This window comes from Actinomycetospora rhizophila (assembly GCF_042657905.1).
Lineage (GTDB): Bacteria > Actinomycetota > Actinomycetes > Mycobacteriales > Pseudonocardiaceae > Actinomycetospora > Actinomycetospora rhizophila.
The window spans coordinates 190,983-208,731 of record NZ_JBHSKG010000001.1; the positions used below are offsets into that span (position 1 = coordinate 190,983).

General features: G+C 71.7%; 25 protein-coding genes and 1 pseudogene. 11 read left to right on the forward strand and 15 right to left on the reverse strand.

What is annotated here, in order from left to right:
- Window positions 1–6 precede the first annotated feature (6 nt).
- The 10 genes from ACFPK1_RS00935 to ACFPK1_RS00980 all read right to left on the reverse strand — a co-directional run bounded on the left by ACFPK1_RS00935 (window position 7) and on the right by ACFPK1_RS00980 (window position 7,515).
- A complete protein-coding gene (locus tag ACFPK1_RS00935) occupies window positions 7–387 on the reverse strand; it encodes a hypothetical protein (RefSeq protein ID WP_378019020.1) in 381 nt (126 codons plus the stop codon).
- Window positions 384–1,109, reverse strand: coding sequence for a hypothetical protein (locus ACFPK1_RS00940; protein WP_378019021.1), 726 nt, complete (start codon window positions 1,107–1,109; stop codon window positions 384–386). The genes ACFPK1_RS00935 and ACFPK1_RS00940 overlap by 4 nt, the downstream gene beginning before the upstream one ends.
- On the reverse strand, window positions 1,106–3,157 hold the full coding sequence (locus ACFPK1_RS00945) for a hypothetical protein (RefSeq protein ID WP_378019022.1): 2,052 nt from the start codon (window positions 3,155–3,157) through the stop codon (window positions 1,106–1,108). Before ACFPK1_RS00945 ends, ACFPK1_RS00940 begins: the two co-directional genes overlap by 4 nt.
- Complete coding sequence (locus ACFPK1_RS00950; RefSeq protein ID WP_378019023.1) at window positions 3,154–5,010, reverse strand: type IV secretory system conjugative DNA transfer family protein; 1,857 nt, start codon at window positions 5,008–5,010, stop codon at window positions 3,154–3,156. Before ACFPK1_RS00950 ends, ACFPK1_RS00945 begins: the two co-directional genes overlap by 4 nt.
- Window positions 5,010–5,294, reverse strand: a complete 285-nt coding sequence (locus ACFPK1_RS00955; protein WP_378019024.1) for a hypothetical protein — start codon at window positions 5,292–5,294, stop codon at window positions 5,010–5,012. Before ACFPK1_RS00955 ends, ACFPK1_RS00950 begins: the two co-directional genes overlap by 1 nt.
- Window positions 5,295–5,361: 67 nt before the next feature.
- The gene (locus tag ACFPK1_RS00960) at window positions 5,362–5,907 is read right to left on the reverse strand and encodes a hypothetical protein (RefSeq protein WP_378019025.1); all 546 of its coding nucleotides are present in this window, start codon (window positions 5,905–5,907) and stop codon (window positions 5,362–5,364) included.
- Complete coding sequence (locus ACFPK1_RS00965; protein ID WP_378019026.1) at window positions 5,904–6,305, reverse strand: WhiB family transcriptional regulator; 402 nt, start codon at window positions 6,303–6,305, stop codon at window positions 5,904–5,906. Before ACFPK1_RS00965 ends, ACFPK1_RS00960 begins: the two co-directional genes overlap by 4 nt.
- Complete coding sequence (gene ssb, locus ACFPK1_RS00970) at window positions 6,298–6,777, reverse strand: single-stranded DNA-binding protein (RefSeq protein ID WP_378019027.1); 480 nt, start codon at window positions 6,775–6,777, stop codon at window positions 6,298–6,300. Before ssb ends, ACFPK1_RS00965 begins: the two co-directional genes overlap by 8 nt.
- Window positions 6,778–7,042: 265 nt before the next feature.
- On the reverse strand, window positions 7,043–7,270 hold the full coding sequence (locus ACFPK1_RS00975) for a hypothetical protein (protein ID WP_378019028.1): 228 nt from the start codon (window positions 7,268–7,270) through the stop codon (window positions 7,043–7,045).
- Window positions 7,267–7,515 (reverse strand): helix-turn-helix domain-containing protein, encoded by a 249-nt coding sequence (locus ACFPK1_RS00980; RefSeq protein WP_378019029.1) that lies wholly within the window; start codon window positions 7,513–7,515, stop codon window positions 7,267–7,269. The genes ACFPK1_RS00975 and ACFPK1_RS00980 overlap by 4 nt, the downstream gene beginning before the upstream one ends.
- A gap of 152 nt (window positions 7,516–7,667) precedes the next feature.
- Between ACFPK1_RS00980 and ACFPK1_RS00985 the strand changes: the two genes are divergently transcribed.
- Window positions 7,668–8,411, forward strand: a complete 744-nt coding sequence (locus ACFPK1_RS00985; RefSeq protein ID WP_378019030.1) for an XRE family transcriptional regulator — start codon at window positions 7,668–7,670, stop codon at window positions 8,409–8,411.
- 4 nt (window positions 8,412–8,415) lie between these two features.
- Window positions 8,416–8,886: an NUDIX hydrolase gene (locus tag ACFPK1_RS00990; RefSeq protein ID WP_378019031.1), complete on the forward strand. Its 471-nt coding sequence runs from the start codon at window positions 8,416–8,418 to the stop codon at window positions 8,884–8,886.
- On the opposite strand, the gene ACFPK1_RS00995 is transcribed toward ACFPK1_RS00990, so the two are convergent.
- Window positions 8,877–9,440, reverse strand: coding sequence for an HD domain-containing protein (locus ACFPK1_RS00995; RefSeq protein ID WP_378019032.1), 564 nt, complete (start codon window positions 9,438–9,440; stop codon window positions 8,877–8,879). The two genes, ACFPK1_RS00990 and ACFPK1_RS00995, sit on opposite strands and share 10 nt — an antisense overlap.
- Window positions 9,441–9,547: 107 nt before the next feature.
- Here ACFPK1_RS00995 and ACFPK1_RS01000 point away from each other — a divergent pair, with 107 nt between their 5' ends.
- A complete protein-coding gene (locus tag ACFPK1_RS01000; protein WP_378019033.1) occupies window positions 9,548–10,168 on the forward strand; it encodes a sigma-70 family RNA polymerase sigma factor in 621 nt (206 codons plus the stop codon).
- A gap of 45 nt (window positions 10,169–10,213) precedes the next feature.
- Here the strand turns inward: ACFPK1_RS01000 and ACFPK1_RS01005 are convergent, their stop codons facing one another.
- Window positions 10,214–10,678: an ArsI/CadI family heavy metal resistance metalloenzyme gene (locus ACFPK1_RS01005; protein WP_378019034.1), complete on the reverse strand. Its 465-nt coding sequence runs from the start codon at window positions 10,676–10,678 to the stop codon at window positions 10,214–10,216.
- Window positions 10,679–10,844: 166 nt separating this feature from the next.
- On the opposite strand from ACFPK1_RS01005, the gene ACFPK1_RS01010 reads away from it, so the two are divergent.
- From ACFPK1_RS01010 to ACFPK1_RS01020, 3 genes are all read left to right on the forward strand, one after another.
- Window positions 10,845–11,375, forward strand: coding sequence for a PIG-L deacetylase family protein (locus ACFPK1_RS01010; protein ID WP_378019035.1), 531 nt, complete (start codon window positions 10,845–10,847; stop codon window positions 11,373–11,375).
- A complete protein-coding gene (locus ACFPK1_RS01015) occupies window positions 11,357–11,587 on the forward strand; it encodes a hypothetical protein (RefSeq protein ID WP_378019036.1) in 231 nt (76 codons plus the stop codon). Before ACFPK1_RS01010 ends, ACFPK1_RS01015 begins: the two co-directional genes overlap by 19 nt.
- Before the next feature lie 67 nt (window positions 11,588–11,654).
- Entirely contained in the window at window positions 11,655–12,500 is an 846-nt protein-coding gene (locus ACFPK1_RS01020; RefSeq protein ID WP_378019037.1) for a class I SAM-dependent methyltransferase, read from the forward strand.
- Window positions 12,501–12,578: 78 nt separating this feature from the next.
- Here the strand turns inward: ACFPK1_RS01020 and ACFPK1_RS01025 are convergent, their stop codons facing one another.
- A complete protein-coding gene (locus ACFPK1_RS01025) occupies window positions 12,579–13,196 on the reverse strand; it encodes a cation efflux transmembrane domain-containing protein (RefSeq protein WP_378019038.1) in 618 nt (205 codons plus the stop codon).
- 65 nt (window positions 13,197–13,261) lie between these two features.
- Between ACFPK1_RS01025 and ACFPK1_RS01030 the strand changes: the two genes are divergently transcribed.
- Window positions 13,262–13,585 carry an ArsR/SmtB family transcription factor gene (locus ACFPK1_RS01030; protein WP_378019039.1) on the forward strand — a complete coding sequence of 108 codons (324 nt, stop codon included), beginning with the start codon at window positions 13,262–13,264 and terminating at the stop codon, window positions 13,583–13,585.
- A 34-nt stretch (window positions 13,586–13,619) separates the two neighbouring features.
- On the opposite strand, the gene ACFPK1_RS01035 is transcribed toward ACFPK1_RS01030, so the two are convergent.
- Window positions 13,620–13,895, reverse strand: a complete 276-nt coding sequence (locus ACFPK1_RS01035; protein WP_378019040.1) for a thioredoxin domain-containing protein — start codon at window positions 13,893–13,895, stop codon at window positions 13,620–13,622.
- 11 nt (window positions 13,896–13,906) lie between these two features.
- Complete coding sequence (locus tag ACFPK1_RS01040; protein WP_378019041.1) at window positions 13,907–14,323, reverse strand: arsenate-mycothiol transferase ArsC; 417 nt, start codon at window positions 14,321–14,323, stop codon at window positions 13,907–13,909.
- Window positions 14,324–14,436: 113 nt separating this feature from the next.
- On the opposite strand from ACFPK1_RS01040, the gene ACFPK1_RS01045 reads away from it, so the two are divergent.
- From ACFPK1_RS01045 to ACFPK1_RS01060, 4 genes and pseudogenes are all read left to right on the forward strand, one after another.
- The gene (locus ACFPK1_RS01045; protein ID WP_378019042.1) at window positions 14,437–14,871 is read left to right on the forward strand and encodes an ArsR/SmtB family transcription factor; all 435 of its coding nucleotides are present in this window, start codon (window positions 14,437–14,439) and stop codon (window positions 14,869–14,871) included.
- A complete protein-coding gene (arsB, locus tag ACFPK1_RS01050; RefSeq protein WP_378019043.1) occupies window positions 14,868–15,998 on the forward strand; it encodes an ACR3 family arsenite efflux transporter in 1,131 nt (376 codons plus the stop codon). Before ACFPK1_RS01045 ends, arsB begins: the two co-directional genes overlap by 4 nt.
- A 25-nt stretch (window positions 15,999–16,023) precedes the next feature.
- On the forward strand, window positions 16,024–16,692 hold the full coding sequence (locus tag ACFPK1_RS01055; protein ID WP_378019044.1) for an arsenate reductase ArsC: 669 nt from the start codon (window positions 16,024–16,026) through the stop codon (window positions 16,690–16,692).
- A gap of 83 nt (window positions 16,693–16,775) precedes the next feature.
- Window positions 16,776–17,674: pseudogene (locus tag ACFPK1_RS01060) on the forward strand (NAD(P)/FAD-dependent oxidoreductase); the annotation flags it as partial.
- Window positions 17,675–17,749 lie beyond the last annotated feature (75 nt).

The window sequence follows — 17,749 nt, forward strand, 5'->3', positions numbered from 1 at the left end:
GGCGCCTCACCCCGCGTCGGCGTCGATCGAGCTGAACTCGGCTCGATCGACACTCCGCGTGGGGGAGGACGGGCGATGCGGGCCCGCGGTCTCGCCGTCGTCCGAGAGACGCCCGGCAGCTCGAGCGACGGCGAGCTTGGCGCTCGTGGTCGGGTCGGCACCGCGCGCTACCGCGCCCTCGCTCGCGCTGTGGCGGGGAGGACAGACACGAGCCTGGCGACGCTCGAGGTCGGCGACAGTCCGCCGGAGGTCGTCGAGGGTGCCGCAGAAGCAGTCGTAGTTGGGCCACAGGATGCCGAGCCGGCTGGTGAGGTAGTCCCATTCGGCCCGTTCGGCGCGCTCACGCTCCTTGCGCTGCGTCCTGGTCTCGCCCGGCTCCACCGTCATCGCGACCACCCGGCTCCGCCGCCTGTGCCGTCGACGGCGGCGCTGATGCCCGACCCGTTGCCCCCGGTGCTCTCGGATGCCGGCTCCGGGGGCGCGTCGTCGCGGGCTGCGGCCCACCACCAGGCGATCGAGGTCGCGGCGTCAGCGCCGGGTACTGGCGTGGCGCCGACGGGAGCGCTGTTCCAGCCGGGGCGGGTCTGGTGGCGTTCCCGAGAGCAGGAGCCGACCGCACCCCACAGCCGGCGCACGACCCCGGGTCGTTGGCGGTCATGCCAGTCACCGGCCAGCTGGACCGACGCGCCGCGGGCTTCGTAGGCGGCGCGCCAGGCGTGCATGAGCCAGAGCAGCTCCTCGACGACGTCCGGGTGCCAGAGCCAGCACTCGGGCAGCACGGCAGCGCCGTCGGGATAGCGCAGGAAGATCGCGTGCAGCCATCGGCACAGTTCGTCGAGCAGGGCGGCGAGGGCTTCGGAGTCGGTCGGGGCGGCCAGCCACGACGGCGCCACAGTGGGGCCGGGCCGCGTGGGTGTCGCGGCGATGGCGTCGGCGAGCTGGGCAACGGTACGGGCAAGGTCGTCGACGCGGGTCGGGGTGCCGACCAGCGCGTCCATGCCGCGGCGGAGGCCGTCGACCTCGCGGGCCAGCCCGGCGAGCGCCTCGACGCGGGCGAACTCCTCGCCGTCGCCCCCAAGCCCGGGCGCTCGGGGTGGGCGCCGGGTCATCGCCCCCACCCGCTCTCGTCGGCTCCGTTGTCGACGATCTCGACGCCCTGAACCTCGGCCGCATCGGGAGTGCGGTGGTCGTTCTCGTGCCAGCGGGCCAGCTGCTCGCGGCGCTGCTCACCCTCGCCCTCGGCATTCGTGTCGCGGGCGGCGAGCGTGGCGCGCAGGTCGTGCATGCGCCGGTTCAGCCGTTGTGGGTCGTCGGGGGCTTCGAGCTGGTCGTCGTCGTGATCTCTGGCCGGGTCGCACGTGCCGGCGGCCCACGCGCCGGTGGACTGCCACCACCGGCCCTGCGTGTCGGTGAACGGCGCATCGCTGTTGTCGGCTCCGCCGTTGCCCGCGGCGTCGTCGTTCCACTCCCGCCTCGCGAGGGTGTCCGGCTGGCCCTGCTCGTCGCGGGGCAGGTCGTCCAGGGCGTCGCGGGCAGGGAGGGGCGCGAGGTCGGTGAGGGCTTCGAGCCGTCGAGCCTCGGCCCAGGCGTAGGGGTCGGAGTCGTGCGCACGGTCGGAGAGCACCGCGCGCTCCTGCGCGTCCTGCCATGCGGTTTCGACCTCGGTGAGCGGCCGCGGCCGCCACCCCGGGGTCGGTGCAGTGTGCTCGTCGAGCCACGCCGTGCGGGCCGCCGCTTCGGCGTCGGAGGCGGGTTCGCGCCAGTCGGGCTCGCCGTAGTCGGCGGCGGGGTTGTAGGCCGTGGTCTCGTCGGGTCGGCTGTCGAGGTAGGCCTCGTGCTGGGCCGCCGCCCAGGTAGCCGGCTGGGTCGCGCTGACCTGGTCGGTCAGCGCTCGACGCTCGTCGGCGGTCAGCGCGCGGAAGCCGCCCGGCTCCGCCGGGTCGAAGGCGACGTGCCCGTCGCGCTCGGCGATCGCGGACGCCGCGTCCCAGTCCCCCGTCGCCTCAACTCCCCGAGCCGCGTCGCCATCGACGAATGCCGGCGGAGCTGCCTCGCTGGCCCGGCCGTCGAGGCGGACCACCTGCCCGGTGTCGGGGTCGGTGTAGACGTCGGTGTTCGGGTCGAAGCCCGCGACGTCCACCCCAGCGCCCTGGGCGAGGCTCTGCGCCCGGTCGGCCCGCTCCTCGAGAGTCAGGTCCCAGCCGCCGGAGCGCTGCCAGGCCCCCTCGGGGTCGGCTGACGCCTCGTTGGCGGTGAGGACGTGCGCGGTCGGGATGTCCTCGCGGGGTCCCAGGTCCTCGATCTCCAGCGGCCGGAGCGCGTGGTCGAGCTCCCGGCGCCACGTCGTGGTCTCGGCGGCGAGGGCGTGGTCGTAGTCCTCGCGGACCAGCCCGATGTAGCCGGCGACCTGCGCCGGGATGCTGACCGCGGGGTGGCCATCGGCGCGGCGTTCCGCCTCGGTCCAGGCGGCGTCGAGGTCGCGCCGCGCGGCGGCCTGATCGGAAGGGCTCCCGGTGTGGGCGATCTCGTCGTAGTGCTCGGCCCGGGCGATGAGCTCCCGGTCCGTGAGCTGGCCGACCGGCAGGGCGAGGTCCGGGGTCGGCAAGCGATAAGCCTCGGTCGAGGCGTTCTCGCCGTGGGTGTTGCTGTCGTCATGGGCACGGTCGGTCATCGGGGGCTCCTCGGTGGAGGCGATGGCTCGGTCGAGTTCGTCATCGGGTTCGTCGGTGAGGGGGCCGCGGTAGCGGTCGTGGTCGAAGGCGATCCCGGCGGCGGTGGCGGCCTGTTCAGCGCACTCGAGGTCCATCGCGTACTCGGTGCGGGCGTGCTCGGCTGTGGCTCCGGTGGCCGCGGCGATGTCACGCCAGGTGGCGCCCTCGGCGCGGGCGGCGGCCACGGTCTGCCAGCGCCATCCGGCCAGCCGGGTAGCGAGCTCGTGCTGCGCAGCGAGCGCCTCGGTCGCGGACGGCCCGGCCGGCTGTCCGTCGGCGTCGAGCAGGAAGTGGAGGGCGGCGGCGCGTTCGGTGTCGCCGGCGGTGTGGGCGCGGTGCGCGGCCTGGGCGAGAACGTCCCGGCTGTTCCAGGCCTGCCAGGTCGCCAGCAGACGCTGCAGGCTCGGCACCGGTGTCGGCAGGTTGTCCGATTCAGGGCTGGTCATCGCCGCCACCCCCGCTCAGCGGCGGGGCCGCGCTCGCCGATCACTGGCTCGACGGTCGGGTCGACGTCGATCACCAGCGGCGCGCCGCCGCTCGGCGTCCTGGTGGAGGACGGGTCTGCTCGATGCACCGTCATCCGTCGCCGCAGCGCCGGCAGGCCAACACGGATCCACGCGCGGGCCTGCCGCCAGTGGCGGTGGGCCGACGTGCGCCACCGGGTGGCCTTGGAGGGCCGACCCTGGTGAGCGCGGACGTCCGGCCGGGTCCAGGCCATGCGGGCCTGCCCGATCACCGGTGCGATCCCGCGCCGGTAGACCACGACCTTGCCGGCGGGAAGGTTCGCGAGCTGTGCCGGCGCCAGCACCGCCACCTTGCGCAAGGTGCGGCTGGCGACGCGCCCGTGCAGATCGGTAGTGGTGATCCGCTCATCGCGCTCCCCGGCCAGGGTCGACCAGAACTGCAGGTCCGCCTGATCCCGGGTGCCACCGAACAGCAGCACCGAGCCGGTGTTGTTCAGGATGGTGGCGGTCTTGTGCTCCCCGTAGCGCGCGAGCAGCTGAGCCCTGGATTGGAACGGGGCGATGATCGTGACCCCGCGCCCGCCCATGTCCGCGGTCCAGTTCTCCAACGGCACCGGACAGATCAGCGCCGCCTCATCCAGCGCCAGCAGCAGCGGCGGATCGAGCCGGCCGGCCGGCCTCGCCGTGGCGAGGCGGCGGGCCTCACGGGCGATGTGCCCGGTCAGCGCGCACACCAGCGGCCCGGTGTCGGCTTCCTCGGCGCCGAGCAGGAACACCGTCGCCCGCGCGGCGAGCAGGGCTTCGACGTCGAAGGGCTGATCCGTGGGCGCCGCGGCCGCGGCGGCGTCGGGATGGTTGAGCCACCCCAGCGCCGGCATGATCGAGTTGGTGATGCTGGTGCGGGTGCGGTCGTTGGTGGTGACGAACTGCTCGGCGGCCTTGTCGAAGGTCTCCACCTGACTGCGGCGCAGCAGGGCGGGGACTTCGCGGGCGGCGCGGTCGTTGTCGGCGACCCAGCCGAGCACGTCGCGCATCGACCCACCGCCGAGCGCGGCGGCGTGCAACAGGGCGGCGAGCACTCGGCGGGCTTGGGCGTCCCACCGCTCCGCGTCCCCGTGCGAGGCGCGGGAGGTGGCGGCGACCATGTCGGTGGCGCGCTCCATCGCGGTGACCGGGTCGGTGCAGCCGGTCAGCGGGTCGAAGCTGATCGTGGAGCGGATACCGCCCAGCCCGACCGGGTTGAACACGAACACCGGCCCCCGGGACTTCTGCCGGATCGGGGCGCACAGCTCCAGCAGGTCGGTCCGGGTGGAGGTGACGACCGCCGCGCCCGGGGCGTCGAGTACCCGGCCGGCGAGCCAGCCGGTCTTGCCGGTACGCGGCCCACCGAACACGAGGGTCACGTCCTCGACCGAGGACCACACCCGCTGCACGCCGACCCTGCACAGCTCCACCCCGACCGCCGAGGTCGGCAGCCCCAGGCGCTCCCGGCGCGACAGCCCCGCCAGCGTGGGGCGCACCGTCCCGGCGCGGCGGCGGGTCGCCGTCGTGCCCGCGTGGCGGGCGATGTCGAGGGTCGACGCGACCCCGGCGCGGCGCCGCGAGCGCGCCGACCAGCGGGTGATCGTGGCCCGCGACCGCGACCAGCGATGCCACCCCACCAGCGCCAACAGCCCGCCGGCGACCAGCAGCCCGGGCCACGACAGGGCCTGCAGCAGCGTCACCGCCGGCAGGAGCGCCAGCAGCCCCGGCACGCACGCCCACAGCCGCGCGCCCCGCGCGACCAGCAGCACCGTCACCCCGGCCAGTAGGACCAAGATCAGCAGCGTGGTCATCACCGCGACCACTCGCCCTCACCCGGATGGCCCGCGGCGGCGGCGAGACCAGTGGTGTCGGCGAGCCAGTAGCCGCCGGCGCGGCGGGCGAGCTGGAAGTGCACCCCGTCACCGGTGATGCGGCGCGCCCATGCCTGCGCGGCGTCGTCGGTCATCGGCTCGTCGGTACGACCGACCAGCGCGCCGTCGATGAACAGCGCCCATGTGATCGGCCCGCCGCACGGGGCCTCGCCGAGCTCCAGACCGAGTGCGCTCCGGGCGAGGTCGGCGCGAATGAGCTCCACCCCGAGCAGGAGGGGCGCCGCACGATCCTGGGTGGAGAACGAGACTCGCGGGTTCGCTGTCGGGCGGCTAGACATCCTCGTCTCCTTCTGTGTCCTCGTCGGTCCCGCGTCGCCACGCCTCGAGCGCCGTATTGCGGCGGGCGCAGTCAGGGACATGGCCGACCTCGCGGTCGTCGGGGTGCGAGGCGAATGGGCCGCTGTCGCGCACCCGGCCCCGGCACGTCGTGCACGTCCACACGGCCGAAGCCGGCAGGGTGCTGGGCGCGGGAGGCGGTCGGTGCTCGATGAGCCACTCCCACGCCGCCTGGTCGCGCGTCGTCAGGTCGGGTTCAGCGGGAAGGCCGAGCGCCTCGCCAACGGCGTCCCAGGTGTGGCCTGCGCCTCGAGCTCGCAGTGCCCACTCCCGCAGCGCGCCCGCCGCGACGTCGGCGACCAGCCGGCCTGCTTTCACCCCGGCGAGCGGGTCGTCGAGGCCGGGGCGGGACAGCCCGTGGATGCCCTCGATGGGCTCCCTCTGCTCGACGGTGCCGAAGGCGACGACGGCCACTCGGCGCACGTGCTCGCGTGTCGACCACGCCGCCTGCTCACGCCGACTCGTCTCGATGGCGCTCACTGGGAACCACCTCGAGGGCAGGACGCCGCGTGCTCGGCGGGCAGGCAGGAAGCCCATCGCGCGATGGTGCGAGCGCTCACGCCGTATTCGGCGGCGACCTCGGGCTGGGACGAGCCGCCCTCGAGGAGACGGACCCATCGCGGCTTCCGCTCGACAGGGCGCTCGCGCTGTGCTCGAGCCCGTCGACGCTCGTGTTCAGTCATCCCACCCGCGACGCCGTGCGGGAGACGCTCGAACGCGTCGGTGAGGCACTGCTCGCGTACCGGGCAGCTGCGACACACCGCCTTCGCGGCCGCGACCTGCTGACGCACCCGAGGCTCGTCCGACGGTTCCGGAAAGAACAGCTCCGGGTCCACACCTCGGCACGCGGCCTGTACCCGCCAGTTCGTGTCAGCCATGGCCGCCCACCAGGTCCTCCGCCTGGTCGTCGACGTCCTGGGCCGTGCCCGCGACGTCCCCTCGTGTGGATGCCGTGCTGCGCTGAGGGCGGGCCGTGGCGTATCGCAGCGACACCCCGAGCTCGTCGACCTCGAGCTCGATCACCTGTCGGCGCTGGCCCTCCGCAGTCTCGAACGACCGCTGCCGCAGCCGGCCGGTCACGACCACTCGGTCGCCCTTGCTCAGCGACTCTGCGGCGTGCTCGGCGAGCGGGCCCCATGCGACAGAGCGCAGGAAGAGCGCATCCCCGTCCACCCACTCACCGCTCGACCGATCGAAGCGACGCGGTGTCGAGGCCACCGTGAGCCCCACACGTGCCGCTCCACTTGGCACGTATCGCAGGTCCGGGGCGTCGGTCAGGTTGCCGACGATGGTCAGCGTCGTCTCGTTCATCTCGATCTCCTCAGGTCTGATCAGCTGCGGCAGCTGCACAGCTGGGTGGTGAGTCCCGCCGGTGGCGGGTGGAGGCGTCCTGGCTGCCTCCACCTCGCGTGCGGGCGCCGCGGGCCGTCGAGGTCTCCCGGGTCAAGGGCCGGACTCGTCCGGCCGCGCAGCGGCGCCGCAGGCGCCCTTGAAGCGGGAGGAACGGCCCGCTCAAGCTCGGCGGGACATATCGGGTGGGCGCCGCTCCAGCGGCTCCGCCAACTCCTCGGCCACGCGGCCTTGAGCGCTCGGCGGGCGCCGGCTACGTCACGCTCTAGCGGTCTGTCGCCGCGCTCGAGGCGCCCGAGAGGGCCGGCGTGGTGGCGTCGTCCACGGCTGACATCAGCCCGCCGATCGCGCCCGGCAGGCCCTGCCCGACCGGGGTGCCGATGAACAGCACCAGCGCGACGAGGGAGAACACGACGGCGCCCGCGGCGGACCGCGTCTTCGCGCAGATGAAAGCACCCAGAATCGCGAAGAGAATCAGCAGACCGACGCTCATGACCGGCCTCCTCGGAGAACGTCGAGCATGGCGGAGTCGCCGTCGGATCGCTCGGCGGTCGCCTCCTCGACGAGTCCATCGATGACCGCGGCGGGGATCAGAAGGCGACCACGAATGCGGATCGCCCGCAGCTCGCCAGAATTGATCGCGCGGTACACCGTCATGCGCGACATCTTGAACATTGCGGCGACCTCGGCCACGTCGTAGAACGTCGGCGCTGTCGCAGTCCTCTCGTTGAGCGTCACATTGTCCTCCGAAGCTCCTCCGTCCTCACCGAGTGGCGGCGAGGCAACGCAAGAGTGCGGAAAAAGCAGGGGACGCCTACACCATCAGACGGGACAACTAGGGACGTCTTCGCTAGACTAAAGTCGTCCCTAGGCACGCCCTGGAGGTCAGAGTGGCCAACGAACGTCTCCGTGACGCGCTGATGCACGCCGGGCACTCGACGGCCACAGCCGCCGACCAGGTCGGGGTCGACGCGAAGACAGTCGAACGCTGGCTCACGCAGGACCGGGTGCCGTACCCCCGTCATCGCGGTGCTCTGGCGGCTCTCGTCGACCGCAGCGAGTCGTACCTGTGGCCGGACGCCGTACCGGCTCAGCGACAGAAGAAGGCCGCTAACTCAGAGATCGTCGAAACGTTTCCGCACCGCAGCGACGTGCCGCTCCGCCTGTGGGACGACCTGCTCCAACGGTCCTCAGCGCGGATCGACGTGCTCGTGCACGCCGGGCAGTTCCTCCACGAGCGCGCAGGCTTCATCTCCACGGTGAAGGCCAAGGCGGAAGCCGGCGTCGACGTCCGGATCGCGTTCGGTGCACCCGAGAGCGCGGCCACCGAGCTCCGCAGCACCGAGGAGAAGCTCGGTCCTGGTGTCCTGGGGGCCCGTATCCGTTACGGCCTCGCGAGCTACCGACCGCTCCTCCACACCGCTGGTGTCGAGTTCCGCTTCCACGAGACGACGCTGTACAACTCCATCTTTCGGTTCGACGATGAGATGATCGTCAACATGCACGTCTTCGGCGTTCCGGGTCCGCACGCTCCCGCCATGCATCTCCGCAGGCTGGCGGCGGGCGATGTCTTCGACACCTACGAGCGCAGCTTCGTCGACGTGTGGGAACAGTCGAAGCCGGCCGAGTGGTAGCGGCGTGGCCAGAACCGACCACTTCGAAGACCCGAACGCGCCGCGCCCGAACAGCATCGTCATCGCAGTCAGTACCTTCGTCCTCGACGACGACGCACGACTGTTGATGATCCGTCGTACGGACAATGGCTTCTACGCATTACCGGGCGGCCGCCACGAGCTCGGAGAGACGATGACTCAGACGGCGATCCGGGAGACCGAGGAAGAGACCGGGATTTCTGTCGAGGTGACGAGCCTCGTGGGCATCTACTCGAACCCGGATCATGTCCTTGCCTACGACGACGGCGAGGTCCGCCAGGAGTTCTCGATCTGCTTCCGGGCCCGGGCGGTCGCCGGCGCGCCCCGAACTAGCGATGAGTCGAGCGAGGTCGTGTGGGTGCCTCGAGGCGAGCTGGCCGGCATCGACGTCCACCCATCGATCCGGCTCAGGATCGAGCACGGCTTCAGATCCGACGCGCCGCCGTACTACACCTGATCCGCGAGCCCGACCGACGTCAGCCACTCACGGGACCGCCGGACGGCGGCCCGCCGCTCATCCATGCCGGCGTCGAGCGCCCGGGTCACGTAGTGCTCCGGGCCGTAGCGCTCCCGCACCTCGGCCATGCGGTCTTCGAACTCGAGGTCCGAGCCGTCCGGTCCGGTTGTCATGTCGCAGTACCAGAGCAAGTCGCGAGTCAGCGTCCGCTCGTCCTGGAACCGGGCGAGCTCATCGACCACTCCGAACTCCTGGGCCTCCGCCCACGCTGACGAGTGGAAGGCAACGAGGTCGACGATGCGCCGGGGCGCGTCGAGACCGTCGAGGTAGCGGGCCCCATCGAGGGGATGGAAGCCGACAACCGCGAGGTCGGGGGCATAGCCCACGTCGTGCACCCAGGCCGTCGCCTCGAGGAGGGCTCCGTCCTCGCCGAGCTCTCGGCCGATGATCTGCGCCTTCTGAGCCACAGCCATGACGTGGGCCCAGCGGCGCGGAAGGTCTTCGGCGAGGAGACGCCGTGCTTGTTCCTCGGCAACGGAAGGCGCAAGCGGCATCCGCGCCACCCTAGGGCGGCGCCGCGTCACCTGCTGGTGCAGAGGGTGCTGCGTCCCTTCAACGCCCGCGTCGTCTGTGGGACTGTCCATCTCTATCCCGCACCCACGTGGGGGTTGGCGTGACCGCATCAACGCACCAGTCCGTAGCCGGTCCGGACAGCCGGACGAGCGAGGACGTCTGGCGGGAGTTCGGCTCCCAGCTGCGCGCTTTCGTGCACCGGCGGGTCGCGGATCCGCAGCGTGCCGAGGACGTTCTCGGCGAGATCGTGCTGCGCATCCATCGCGGACTCGGCCGGGTCGAGGACGACGAGCACCTGACGCGATGGGTGTACCGGATCACGCGCAACGCGATCATCGACGAGTACCGGAGGGCCGAGCGTGAGCAGGCCCGGGAGCGGGCCCTGCCCGACGACGCCGCCAAGCTCGCCGGCGAGACCGGGTCCGAGGACGACCCGTCGGTGCTCCGGGAACTCGCAGCGTGCATGCGGCCGCTGCTCGAGGGACTGCCGCCGGAGCAGCGCCGCGCGTTGGAGCTGACCGACCTGGAAGGGCTGACCCAGGTGGACGCCGCGAGCCGCGAGGGCGTCTCGGTCTCGGGGATGAAGTCGCGGGTGCAGCGTGGACGACGCCGGCTCGCGGAGTTGCTCGGTCAATGCTGCGAGCTGACCCTCGACGCCCAGGGCACACCGATGGACTACGCACGGCCGACCGGTTGCCAGTGTGGCTGAGCCCCAGGTCGGGTCCCGCTCACGCGGGACCCGGACCTGGCGCCGTCAGTTGCAGCACGTCCCGCCGGCAGCAGCGGCCTTCGCCTCGCACGCGACCGCGCAGACCGAGGTCGACTCCCCTTCGGGGTTGACCGCCGAGTCGTCGGTGACGGCGTAATACTCCCACCAGCCGGTGGGCGTGTCCGGGGCGGTGACGAACACCTTGTCCTGTGCCGCGTGGCAGCACACGTCGTGCTCGGCCAGCGTCGCCTCGAGGCCGGCGCCGCGGAAGCGCGTCAGCGCGGCGGTCACCTCCTCGGGGGTGTCGGCCTCGACCCCGAGGTGGTTGAGGTGCTCACCCTCCCCCGGCTTCTCGATCAGCACCAGCTTGAGCGGCGGGTCCTCGACGACGAAGTTCGCGTAGCCATCGCGCTGCTTGTGCGGCGGCACGCCGAACATCGCCTCATAGAAGGTGGTCGCGGCCTCGATGTCGGTGACGTTGAGCGCGAGCTGGACGCGGGTGGTGGGCATGGTCGGTCCTCCTGGCGATCTCGCGGCACCCGGCCGGTCGCCCTCATGGCTCCTGTCGCCGTGGTGTCACCGCTACTGACGGCAGGACCGGGCGAGGGACGCAGCTGCATCCTTCATAGCGGTTCGTCGTCTGTACCGGCGTCACACGACGTTCGGAGGTGCCGCGATGAACGGACAGCTGCAGGTCATGCCGGAGGACTGGAGTCGGGCGATGGCTGTCGTCGCCCATCCCGATGACCTGGAGTACGGCGCGGCCAGCGCGATCGCGCGCTGGACCGGGGCCGGCCGGTCGGTCGCCTACGTGATGGTCACCGATGGCGAGGCGGGGATCGACGGGCTCGACCCGACCGAAGCCGGGCCAGTACGGCAGAAGGAGCAGGTCGCAAGCGCCGCGCTCGTCGGGGTCGACGACGTGGCCTTCCTGGGACACCGCGATGGCGTCGTCGAGGGTGGCTTGGACCTGCGTCGCGACATCGCCCGTGAGATTCGTCGGTTCCGCCCGGACGTGCTGGTCACCGCGACGTTTGAGCTGACCTACGGCATGGGCCCGGGGCAGCAGATCCTGAACCAGGCAGATCATCGGGCCGTCGGCGTCGCGGTACTCGATGCCGCCCGTGACGCGGGCAACCGCTGGATTTTCCGGAGTTGCTCGACGAGGGCTACGCGCCGTGGGACGGGGTGCGCGACGTCTACGTGATGGGCTCCAGCAAGCCCACCCATGGTGTCGACGTCACCGACGCCCTCGAGCCCGGGGTCGCCTCACTCCGGGCGCACGAGGCCTACCTGGGCGGGCTGGGCCGCGACTTCGACCCCGAGACGTTCGTGCATGACATGACGGCGATGGCCGGCCCGGCTCTCGGCGTCCCCCACGCCGTCGCGTTCGGCCAGATACAGCTCCAAGGCGTGTGACGACGGCTCGCGCTCGTCCACGCCTCCACCGAATCGCAGTCCAATCACACCTCTGAGAGGAACGACCATGAGCACTACCGCCCACCAGACCACCGACCAGCAGCTGAAGGCCAAGCACCGGGCTCTCTGGGCTTCCGGCGACTACCCGTCCGTGGCCAACGAACTCATCCCGACACTCGGTGCGACGCTCGTCGAAGCCACCGGCGTCCACGCCGGCCAACGGGTGCTCGACGTCGGCGCGGGAACCGGAAACGCCGCGATCCCGGCCGCCGCCACCGGCGCTTCGGTCGTCGCGTCCGACCTCACCCCCGAGCTGTTCGACGCCGGCCGAGGGATCGCCGCGCAGCGGGGCGTCGAGCTGGAATGGGTCGAGGCCGATGCCGAGGCCCTGCCGTTCCCGGACGCCGGCTTCGACGTGGTGCTGTCCTGTGTCGGGGCGATGTTCGCGCCGCACCACCAGGCCGTCGCCGACGAGCTCATCCGCGTGACGCGCCCGGGCGGCACCATCGGAATGATCAACTGGACACCGCCGGGCTTCATCGGGCAGCTGTTCGCGACGATGAAGCCCTACACGCCACCGCCGCCGCCGGGCGCGAGCCCCGCACCGCTGTGGGGCGACGAGGAGCACGTCCGCGCCTTGTTCGGCGACCGCATCACCGACATCGACGTGCAGCGACGCACCGTCGTCATGGAGCACCCCGGCGATCCGGCCAGCTTCCGGGAGTACTGGAAGCGCACCTACGGCCCGACGATCGCGGTCTACAAGCACAACGCCTCCGACCCCGACCAGGTCGCCGCCCTCGATCGCGACTTCCTCGAGCTGCTGACCACCCGGAACGAGGCGGACACGCCCGGACGCGCCAGCTACCACGCGGAATACCTCCTGGTGACCGCGCGGCACAGCCACACCTAGCCGAGGACGTCTGCAGTCGTCGCTCCCTCCGCCGCACGTGCCTGTTCCTCTTAGCGCTTGGCTTCGCGGAGGGAGCGATCAGCAGCCCCGGCCCCGCCACGTGCGGGTGCCGGTGTGGACCGCGACGGCGGCGAGGATCAGCGCGGCGAGGGGGTCGGCCCACCAGATGCCGAAGGCGACGTTCAGGAACAACCCGATAAGGATGGTGGCGGAGAGCGCAGCGCAGATCAGGTGCTGCGCTCCTTCCCCGGCGGTCGCCGCCGAGCCGGCCAGAATGCCGAGCCGTCGCTTGGCCCGCCCGAACAGCGGCATCAGCACGATCCCGACCACCGCGAGCCCCACGCCGACCCAGCTGCCGTCGGGAGGTGTACCGGAGATCAGCTGGGCGAGCGCGGCGACGACGAGGTAGGGCGCGAGCAGGAAGAAGCTCGTCGCCACGATCGTCTGGGCTCTTTCCTCGGCTGCGGTCGAGCCGATCCGTCGGCCGGTGAAGCGCCAGACGATGACGCCGCTGCCCAGGCTCTGCACGGCACTGTCCAGTCCGTAGCCGAGCAGGGCGACCGAGCCGGTGGACAGGCCCGCGAGGATCGCGACGACGCCCTCGACCGCCAGCCACACGAGGCTCGCCCACGACGCGCGCCGGATGCGGGGCGCCAGTGCCGCCAGGGGCGGGTCCGGCGCTGCGGGGAGGGCCACCCAACGGACAGTAGCGGGCTTCTCCGCTGGCATCCATAAATCCCGTTGCCACTACGCTAGGAGCCATGGTCGAGCTGGACCTCGCCGAAGTCGAGCGGTGCCGCGCCTTGGCGGTGCAGTGGGCACCGGTGCTGCAGGCGCTGGGCAATCCGGACCGCCTGTTGATCGTGTTGTGGCTGACCGACGGACCACAGTCGGTGCGCGAGCTGCAGGCTGTGACAGGCCTGCCGCAGTCGACGGTCTCCTACCACCTCGGACACCTGCGCGACGCGGGCCTGGTGAGCGCGGAGGCCGAGGGGCGCAGCAATCGCTACCGGCTGCGCAGTCCCGATCTCGACCGCGTGGCGACCATGCTCGGATCGCTGGCACCAACCGCCGCGGAGGACTGACCGGCGTTCGATCGTGGGGGGAGCAGGACCGAGATCAGCGCGGGGACCTCCGCTCGAGAGCGGCGAGGACCTGGGCGCGACTGGGTAGGTCGACGCGGCAGGCCTGCACGCCGGACGCCGGTGGCGGCCCGCCGGTGACGTCATCGCCGTCCACGACGACGGTCGGCGATGAGTAGGCACCGACTCGGTCCTCGATCGTGACGTCGAGGCCGGCGCTCGCCAGGCACTCGTTCAGCAACTCGCGCGCCTGCTCGATCTTGGGGCAGCCCACGTGGCTGTACAGCTCTACTCGGGGCTTCGGGGACGCCACGGCCGAGCCCGTCACTTCGAGGACGTGGACGGGACGAGCTCGGCGAGCAGGGACCGCACACGCCGGTCGATGTCGTCGCGGATGGGGCGAACGGCGTCAACGCCCTGGCCTGCGGGGTCGGTGAGCTCCCAGTCGAGGTAGCGCTTGCCGGGAAAGACCGGGCACGCGTCGCCACAGCCCATGGTGATGACGACGTCGGCGGCGTCGACGTCGTCGGTCGTGAGCTTCGTCGGCACCTCACGGGAGAGGTCGATGCCGAGCTCGTCCATCACCCGGCACACCGCCGGGTTGATCTCGTCGGCGGGCGCGGAGCCCGCAGAGCGCACGCGGACGGCGCCGGCCGCGTGGTGGTCGAGCAGGGCGGCGGCCATCTGCGAGCGGCCGGCGTTGTGGACGCAAACGAACAGGACCTCGGGGGCGTCGGACACGAGTGCTCCTCGGGCTGGCGGTGGCGTCGCTCAGGACGAGCGTCAGCAGCCATCTCTAGATGTTCATCTAATCAGGGATTGCCGACTGCTTCGATCACTGTAAAGGTAGATGCATGTCGAAGCACGAGGTGCGAGGTCCGGACGGGCTCGCCGACCAGCTGGGGTGCTACTCGCCGCTGGTCCGCGAGCCGCTGTCGGGCGAGCAGGCGGGGGAACTGTCGCGGCTGTTCAAGGCCATGGGTGATCCGGTACGGCTACGCCTGCTGTCGCTCATCGCCTCCCACGCCGGCGGTGAGGCCTGCGTCTGCGACGTCACCGAGGTGTTCGACCTCTCCGGCCCGACGATCTCCCATCACCTCAAAGTGCTGCGCGAAGCCGGATTGATCACTGGCGAGCGCCGGGGGACGTGGGTGTACTACCGCGTCCAGCCCGCCGTCCTCGAGGCCGTGGCCGCCGTGCTGGTGCCGGCAGCGCCTGACAGCCCCGGGGACCTGGCCGACGACGTGCTTCCGGAGGGGCGACGCGAGCTCCCGGTGGTGGAGGCGTGAGCACCGAGAACGTGACCTCGCGCGATCCGGCCGAGGCCGGGGTCGTCGCGAAGCTCTCCACCCTCGACCGCTTCCTGCCGGTCTGGATTCTCGCGGCGATGATCGTCGGACTGCTGGCCGGCCGGATGATCCCCGGCCTCGGCGAGGCCCTCGGGGCGGTCGCCATCGACGGCGTCTCGCTCCCGATCGCGCTCGGGCTGCTGGTCATGATGTACCCGGTGCTGGCGAAGGTCCGCTACGACCGCCTCGACACCGTCACCGGCGACCGCCGCCTGCTGGTGTCGTCGCTGGTCCTGAACTGGCTGATCGGGCCGGCGCTGATGTTCGCGCTCGCGTGGCTGCTGCTCCCGGACCTGCCCGAGTACCGCACCGGGCTGATCATCGTCGGGCTCGCCCGCTGCATCGCCATGGTCATCATCTGGAACGACCTCGCCTGCGGGGACCGCGAAGCCGCCGCCGTGCTCGTCGCGCTCAACAGCGTGTTCCAGGTGATCGCGTTCGGCGCCCTCGGGTGGTTCTACCTCGCGGTCCTGCCCGGCTGGCTCGGTCTCCCAACTGCCGGGCTGGATGTCTCCGCCTGGGCGATCGTCCGCTCGGTGCTGATCTTCCTGGGCATCCCGCTGCTGGCCGGCTACCTCACCCGCCGGCTCGGGGAACGCGCCCGTGGCCGCGACTGGTACGAGACCCGCTTCCTGCCGAAGATCGGGCCGTTTGCGCTCTACGGGCTGCTGTTCACCATCGTCGTGCTGTTCGCCCTGCAGGGCGACGCCATCACCAGCCGCCCGTTCGACGTCGTCCGGATCGCGCTGCCACTGCTCATCTACTTCGCCCTGATGTGGGCCGGCTCCTACGCCCTCGGTCGTGCGGTCGGGCTCGGGTACGAGCGCACCACCACGCTCGCGTTCACCGCCGCCGGCAACAACTTCGAACTCGCCATCGCCGTCGCCATCGCGACCTTCGGCGCTACCTCCGGACAGGCCCTCGCCGGGGTCGTCGGTCCCCTCATCGAGGTCCCGGTCCTGGTCGCGCTGGTCTACGTGTCGCTCTGGCTGCGCCGCCGGCTCTTCCCCGGGCCCGGCACCCCTCCTTCGGTGGGAGCAACCGGCTCCCACAGCACGTCCACCTGACGGTCCTTCCGCACCGGAGCCGATGATGACCAAGACCCACCACCGCAGCGACCTGTCGATCGACCAGCGCCTGGCGCTCAAGACCGCCGCGACCAACCTGCAGCGCGAGTTCGCCGACACCTTCGGGGTGGAGACGATCGAGCGCTTCCTGCACTCGTCCTACGACGAGTTCGCCGGCCGCGCCACGATCATCAAGTTCCTGCCGTTGCTGGCCGAGCGCTTCGCCCGCCAGCGGCTGCGCGCGCTGGCCAAGGTCGAGGGGCTCTCGCACGACGAGCGACCCACGGTGCTGTTCCTGTGCACCCACAACGCGGGCCGCTCCCAGATGGCCATGGGCTTCTTCACCCACTTCGCGGGCGAGCAGGCGGTGGCCTGGTCGGGCGGCTCCGAGCCGGCCGGCGAGGTCAACCCGGCCGCGGTGGCGGCGATGGCCGAGGTCGGCATCGACATCTCCACCGAGTTCCCCAAGCCCTGGACCGACGAGATCGTCCAGGCCGCCGACGTCGTCATCACCATGGGCTGCGGCGACGCCTGCCCCGTCTTCCCCGGGCGCCGCTACGAGGAATGGGTCCTCGAGGACCCCGCCGGCCTCGACGTCGCGGCCACCCGCCCCATCCGTGACGACATCGAGCGTCGCGTCCGCGAGTTGCTCGGCGACATCGGCGCCACCCCGCTGCGGTCCGTCGCCCACTAGACGCCCCGCCTCGGCGTGGCTCCGTCTCCGCGAACCGACGGAGCCACACCGAGGGCATCCCCCGTCGAGAAGGACCTGTTCTCGTGCACCTCGTCGCCATCGGCGGCAGCGACGCGGGCATCTCCGCCGCGCTGCGCGCCCGCGAGCTCGACCCCACGGCCGACGTCACCGTCGTGGTGGCCGACGCCTACCCGAACTTCTCCATCTGCGGCATCCCGTACTACGTGTCCGGCGAGGTCACGCACTGGCGCAATCTCGCCCACCGCAGCCACGCCGACCTCGAAGCCGCCGGCATGGCTCTGCGTCTGGACACGACGGCCACCGGGATCGACGTCGCCGATCGTCGCCTCGCTCTACGCGATGCGGAGGGTCGTGAGCACTCCCTCTCCTACGACGAGCTGGTGGTGGGCACGGGCGCCATGTCGGCCCGCCCACCGATCGGTGGTCTGTCCGGGCCGGACGCGCTCGGCGAGGGCGACGGGGTGCACCTGCTGCACTCCATGGGCGACACCTTCGCGGTGATGCGCACCCTCGAGGAGCAGCAGCCGGCCTCGGCGCTCATCGTCGGCGCGGGCTACATCGGGCTGGAGATGGCCGAGGGGCTGCGTGCCCGGGGCCTCACGGTCACCCAGGTCGAGGCCCTGCCTGAGGTGCTCCCGACCGTCGATCCCGCGCTCGGCGCCCTCGTGCACACCGAGCTCGAGCAGCACGGCGTCGAGGTGGTCACCTCCACCACCATCGACACCATCAGTCGCGGACAGAACGGCTCAGGTCGTCTGCACGTCGACGGCCACCACGGCGACACCGGTGCCCCGTTCGCTCGCGACGTCGACCTGGTGCTGGTGGTCGTCGGCGTCCGTCCGGACGTCGAGCTCGCCCCTCCGCCGGCGCCAAGACCGGCCACAAGGGCGCGCTGGTCGTCGACGAGCAGATGCGCACGAACCTGCCGCACGTCTTCGCCGCGGGCGACTGCGTCGTCACCCACCACCGCCAGCTCGGCGTGACCTACCTGCCGCTGGGCACTACCGCGCACAAGCAGGGACGCGTCGCCGGCGAG

Bases quoted from the DNA above. Each gene is read 5' to 3' on its own strand.
- ACFPK1_RS00965 (WP_378019026.1), bottom strand. From the start codon at position 6,305: ATGGCTGACACGAACTGGCGGGTACAGGCCGCGTGCCGAGGTGTGGAC.
- ACFPK1_RS00940 (WP_378019021.1), bottom strand. From the start codon at position 1,109: ATGACCCGGCGCCCACCCCGAGCGCCCGGGCTTGGGGGCGACGGCGAG.
- ACFPK1_RS00975 (WP_378019028.1), bottom strand. From the start codon at position 7,270: ATGAGCGTCGGTCTGCTGATTCTCTTCGCGATTCTGGGTGCTTTCATC.
- ACFPK1_RS01045 (WP_378019042.1), top strand. From the start codon at position 14,437: ATGTCGAAGCACGAGGTGCGAGGTCCGGACGGGCTCGCCGACCAGCTG.
- ACFPK1_RS00945 (WP_378019022.1), bottom strand. From the start codon at position 3,157: ATGACCAGCCCTGAATCGGACAACCTGCCGACACCGGTGCCGAGCCTG.
- ACFPK1_RS00950 (WP_378019023.1), bottom strand. From the start codon at position 5,010: ATGACCACGCTGCTGATCTTGGTCCTACTGGCCGGGGTGACGGTGCTG.
- ACFPK1_RS01020 (WP_378019037.1), top strand. From the start codon at position 11,655: ATGAGCACTACCGCCCACCAGACCACCGACCAGCAGCTGAAGGCCAAG.
- ACFPK1_RS00995 (WP_378019032.1), bottom strand. From the start codon at position 9,440: ATGCCGCTTGCGCCTTCCGTTGCCGAGGAACAAGCACGGCGTCTCCTC.
- ACFPK1_RS01030 (WP_378019039.1), top strand. From the start codon at position 13,262: ATGGTCGAGCTGGACCTCGCCGAAGTCGAGCGGTGCCGCGCCTTGGCG.
- ACFPK1_RS01010 (WP_378019035.1), top strand. From the start codon at position 10,845: ATGAACGGACAGCTGCAGGTCATGCCGGAGGACTGGAGTCGGGCGATG.
- ACFPK1_RS01055 (WP_378019044.1), top strand. From the start codon at position 16,024: ATGACCAAGACCCACCACCGCAGCGACCTGTCGATCGACCAGCGCCTG.
- ACFPK1_RS01005 (WP_378019034.1), bottom strand. From the start codon at position 10,678: ATGCCCACCACCCGCGTCCAGCTCGCGCTCAACGTCACCGACATCGAG.
- ACFPK1_RS00935 (WP_378019020.1), bottom strand. From the start codon at position 387: ATGACGGTGGAGCCGGGCGAGACCAGGACGCAGCGCAAGGAGCGTGAG.